The following is a 4750-nucleotide window of genomic DNA, read 5'->3' on the forward strand; positions in this document are numbered from 1 at the left end:
GGGCGTACGGCGCGGAGGGCGGCACCGGCGCGCCCGTCTTCTCGTCCATGGCCGTGGACCTGACCATCACCAACCTGCTTCCCCTGTTCGCGGGGAAGACGGTGCGGCTGCTGCCGGAGGAGAACGCCGTCGAGGCGCTGGCGGACGCGCTGCGCCAGAAGCCCGGTTTCGGCCTGATCAAGATCACCCCCGTCCACCTGTCGCTGCTCACGCCCCTGCTGACGGCGGACGAGGCCCGCGCGGCTGCGCAGACGCTGGTGGTGGGCGCGGACTTCCTTTCCGCCGAGCCCACGCTGTTCTGGCAGGACCACGCGCCCGGCGTGCGGCTGATGAACGAGTACGGGCCCACGGAGACCGTGGTCGGCTGCTCGGCGTACGTGCTGCCCCCGGGCAAGCACCGCGCGGGGCCCGTGCCCGTGGGGCATCCCATCCAGAACCTGCGCTTCTACGTGCTGGACGGGCAGATGGAGCCCGTGCCCATCGGCGTGCCGGGCGAGCTGTACATCGCCGGGGCGGGCGTGGCGCGGGGCTACCTGGGCCGGGCGGCGCTCACGGCGGGCACCTTTGTCCCCGACCCGTTCGCGGGCTCCGGCGAGCGCATGTACCGTACGGGTGACCGCGCGCGCTGGCAGGCGGACGGCAACCTGATGATCCTGGGCCGCACGGACACGCAGGTAAAGATCCGCGGCTACCGCGTGGAGCTGGGCGAGGTGGAGTCCGTGCTGCGCCGCCACGACGGGGTGCGGGCCTGCGTGGTCATCGTCCGCGAGGACCGGCCGGGTGACCGCCGTCTCGTGGCGTACGTGGCGGGCGATGCCGATACGGCGGTGCTGCGCGGGCACCTGCGCGAGCGGCTGCCGGACTACATGGTGCCGGACGCGTTCGTGCGGCTGGACGCGCTGCCCGCCACGGCCGCCGGCAAGCTGGACGCGCGGACGCTGCCCGCGCCGGACTACCGCGTGCACGGCGGCCGCGAGGAGCCGCGCAACGAGGTGGAGGCGGCGCTCGTCCACCTGTGGGAGGACCTGCTGGGGGTGGGCGGCATCAGCCCCACGCGCGACTTCTTCGAACTGGGGGGCAACTCGCTGCTGGCGCTGCGCCTGTCCACGCTGGTGAACCGGCGCCTGGAGTGCGACCTGCCCCTGGCCACGCTCTACGCCGGCGCCACCGTTCGGCAGATGGCCAACGCCATCCTCGCGCAGCGGGAGCTCGCGAAGGGCTGAGGAAAAAACCAACTGCATTCTCACGCAGAGCCGCAGAGGCGCAGAGGAACTTCGTCACGCGATGAAGTACTCTGCGTCCTCCGCGGCTCTGCGTGAGAATTCTTTTTTGTCGTTGCCGTGCGTGCGGATGATGCTCGCTGTATATTCGGGCACCCGACCGGAAGGAGAGTGTATCCGGTCGCTTTCGTGACGACGACAACACGCCGGCCCCGCGCCGGCTTTTCGTGGATGGGCTGATGGCGCGTCTGTTCCGCAAGAAGGAAGAAGGCAAGAAGTCGCTCTGGGACCGCATCGTCGACGTGGCGCTCACGGACGTCACGGTGCTGGTCAAGGGCCTGGACGAGGGCTCGCTGGAGCGGCTGGAAGAAACGCTCATCGCGGCGGACTTCGGCGTGCCCGCCACGCTGCGGCTGGTGGAGGTCGTCGAGACGCTGGCGGAGCGAGGCATCGCCAAGTCCCAACGCGACTTCCTGCGCGGCGTGCGCGAGGAGATCGTCGCCATCCTCAAGGCCGGCCGCAGCGACACGGCCCTGCGCTTCAACTACGAGGGCGGGCCCACCGTCTTTCTCGTCGTGGGCGTGAACGGGGTGGGGAAGACCACGACCATCGCCAAGCTGGCGCACCGGCTCACGCGCCAGGGCCGCAAGGTGATGATTGCCGCGGGCGACACCTTTCGCGCGGGCGCCATCGAGCAACTGCGGCGCTGGTCCGAGCGCGTGGGATGCGACTTCGTGGGCAGCGAGCCCGGCCGCGACCCCGCTGCCGTTGCCTTCGATGCGCTGGAGCAGGCGACCGCCAAGGGGACGGACGTCGTCATCATCGACACGGCCGGCCGCCTGCACACCCAGCACGACCTGATGAAGGAGCTGGAGAAGGTGCAGCGTGTCATCGCCAGGAAGATGGAGGGCGCGCCGCACGAGACGCTCATCGTCCTCGACAGCACCGTGGGGCAGAACGCCATGGCGCAGATCCGCACCTTTGGCCAGACGCTGCCCCTCTCCGGCATCGTGCTCACCAAGATGGACGGCACGGCCAAGGGCGGCATCGTCGTCGCCCTCAAGGAGGAGTTCGACCTGCCCGTCAAGTTCATCGGCGTGGGCGAAAAGATGGACGACCTGCTGCCCTTCGAGGTGGAAGCCTTCGCGGAGGAAGTGCTGGAGGTCTGAAGGGCGGTACGGAGGTACGGAGAAAGATGCGGCGGGCCGGGGCGCAGAGAGCGTCCCGGCTCGTCCTGCTTTGGGAGGTATGGATTGCCTTTTGAGACGATCAATGCTAAATCATCTATCTCGTGTCCCCCTTTGCCCGGTGGGCCGACGGGGCGGAACCGTTCACATCCGGCAAAGGAGGACGATGAAGAAGCTCCGGTTGAGCCTGGACGAGCTCACGGTGGATTCGTTCCAGACGGGTGACGACGAGGCGCTGCAGCGCGGCACCGTGCATGGCAACGCCAGCGACTCCACCTGCTTCCAGCGCATCTGCGAGTGCCGTGAACCGTCCGAGTACAACCAGTCGTGCGGCACGTGCGATTACGACGAGGACACGTGCTACTACGGCTGCGCCACGTACCTCAACTGTCCCACCAACCAGTACTATCCGGGCTGCTGATCTCTTTCCGGCCCCGCGAGCGACACTCCGGGCCGCACCGCCCTCGGACCTGCCGAGGGCTCCTTTCTAGTCACCCCGAGCGGAGAATTAACATGAAGAAGCTCAAGCTGACGCTGGACACGCTGCACGTGGAGTCGTTCGAGGCGGTGGAAAAGGACCTGGACGGGCGCGGCACCGTGCGCGGCAACGCCAGCGACTCCACCTGCGTGGAGCGCCTGTGCGGCTGCGGCGGCGACACGGAGTGGGACATCACCTGCGGCACCTGCCGCGGCGAGACCTGCTACAACACCTGCCCCACGCACTTCTACTGCCCCACGGTCGCCGGCTACGAGGGCTGCTGATCCGTCGCCTGATGGACGGAACGCGCCCCCGCCGGTCCTTCGGCGGGGGCGCGCTGTGTTTGCTGGCCGCCCGGAGCCGTGCCCGGGCGGATACGCTCACGTCCAGAACGTGCAGCGATGGCAGTTCGTGTAGTAGCTGAAGCAGTCGGGATTGCAGCTGAAGTCCGCCGGGTCGCCGCCCAGGCTCAAATGGCAGCCGTCCGCACAGGTGGGCTCGCAGGTGTGCACCTGCGTCCACGTGTCGCCGCCCGTGCACCCACAGGTGACATCGAGGGTGTCGCAGCCCACCTGCGGGCAGCTGTGCAGGCTCTCCTGCTCGTGGCCCATCACCGTGCCCGCGCGCGGGCCCTGGTCCGCCGTCGCGAACGATTCCACTTCCAGGTCCTGCAGGTTGAGCTTCTTCATGGCATTCACCAAAAGAATGGGGGGAGTGTCACGCCGAAGGGTGCCTTCAGGGTGACGATCCATAACGCGTTTAGGGCATCGGAATCTGACAGTCTTGATCGCGGCGTCCCAAAATGATCGATTTATGAAGACGGATTTCGCGGGCGGGGCCTCGTGCCCACTCGCGCATCTCCCGCCTGCCGAATACATTCCGAACGTCCCCGGCGCGCCCGCGCCGTCCGTTTCCCGAAAGCCGTTCGTGCCCGCGTACACCGACCTCGACCGGCCCGCGCAGTTCCTCAAGGGCGTGGGTCCCAAGCGGGCAGACCTGCTGGCCAAGCTGGGTCTGCTCACCGCACGGGACGTGCTCTTTCACGTCCCCCACCGGTACGAGGACGCCTCCACCGTCACGCGCATCAAGGCGCTGGACGCGGGGATGGAGGCCACCATCGTGGGCCGCGTGGTCTCCAAGGGCGTGCTCCCCACCCGGCGCGGCCTGCGGATCTTCCAGGCCGTCGTTCGCGATTCCACGGGGCTCATCGAGTGCTCCTGGCCCGGCCAGCCCTTCCTGGACCGCACCATCCAGCGCGGCGACCTGCTGCTGCTGCGCGGCGGCGTGCGCTTCTACCACGGCCGCCAGTTCCAGCCCAGGGAGTTCACGGTCCTGGCGCGCGAGGGCGAGGACGCCACAGAGGAAAGCGGCACTATCTTCCCCGTCTACCCGGCCACGGAAGGGCTCACGCACCGCCAGGTGCGCACGCTCATCTCCGAGAACCTGGACGACCTGCTGCGCCAGGCCAAGGACGAGGATCCGCTCCCCGCGGACGTCCGCGAGCGCGCCGGGCTGCCATCCATGGCGCAGGCGCTGGACTGGATGCACCGCCCCACCTCCCTCGCCGACGCCGAGGCGGGGCGGCGGCGGCTGGCGTTCGAGGAGCTCTTCTTCCTCCAGCTGCTCTACGCCCAGGCACACCACAAGGCGGCCACGGAGCACCCGGGCATCGCGTTCGCGCGCACGGACCGGCTGGTGAAGCCCTTCCACAAGTCGCTCCCGTTCAGCCTGACGGACGCGCAAAAGCGCGTGCTCAAGGAGATTGGCGAGGACATGGGGAGCGCGCGGCGGATGAACCGCCTGCTGCAGGGCGACGTGGGCTCCGGCAAGACGGTGGTGGCGCTGTTCGCCATGCTGCGCGCCGT

6 protein-coding genes are annotated in these 4750 nt (G+C 68.7%); 5 read left to right on the forward strand and 1 reads right to left on the reverse strand.

The features are described 5' to 3' along the window. From VFZ20_RS09220 to VFZ20_RS09235, 4 genes are all read left to right on the forward strand, one after another. A partial coding sequence (locus tag VFZ20_RS09220; protein ID WP_329683570.1) for a non-ribosomal peptide synthetase occupies positions 1–1223 on the forward strand: 1223 nt, incomplete at its 5' end. A gap of 236 nt (positions 1224–1459) precedes the next feature. Next, positions 1460–2389: a signal recognition particle-docking protein FtsY gene (ftsY, locus tag VFZ20_RS09225; protein ID WP_329683571.1), complete on the forward strand. Its 930-nt coding sequence runs from the start codon at positions 1460–1462 to the stop codon at positions 2387–2389. Positions 2390–2573: 184 nt separating this feature from the next. Next, positions 2574–2828, forward strand: coding sequence for a hypothetical protein (locus VFZ20_RS09230; RefSeq protein ID WP_329683572.1), 255 nt, complete (start codon positions 2574–2576; stop codon positions 2826–2828). Positions 2829–2920: 92 nt separating this feature from the next. Continuing rightward, entirely contained in the window at positions 2921–3169 is a 249-nt protein-coding gene (locus tag VFZ20_RS09235) for a hypothetical protein (protein WP_329683573.1), read from the forward strand. Between the two features lie 96 nt (positions 3170–3265). Here the strand turns inward: VFZ20_RS09235 and VFZ20_RS09240 are convergent, their stop codons facing one another. After that, positions 3266–3574 (reverse strand): pinensin family lanthipeptide, encoded by a 309-nt coding sequence (locus VFZ20_RS09240; RefSeq protein WP_329683574.1) that lies wholly within the window; start codon positions 3572–3574, stop codon positions 3266–3268. Positions 3575–3812: 238 nt separating this feature from the next. Between VFZ20_RS09240 and VFZ20_RS09245 the strand changes: the two genes are divergently transcribed. Continuing rightward, positions 3813–4750 (forward strand): OB-fold nucleic acid binding domain-containing protein (locus VFZ20_RS09245; protein WP_329683575.1); only part of this gene is annotated, 938 nt, incomplete at its 3' end.

It is taken from the genome of Longimicrobium sp. (genome assembly GCF_036280135.1).
In the GTDB taxonomy this organism is placed as follows: domain Bacteria; phylum Gemmatimonadota; class Gemmatimonadetes; order Longimicrobiales; family Longimicrobiaceae; genus Longimicrobium.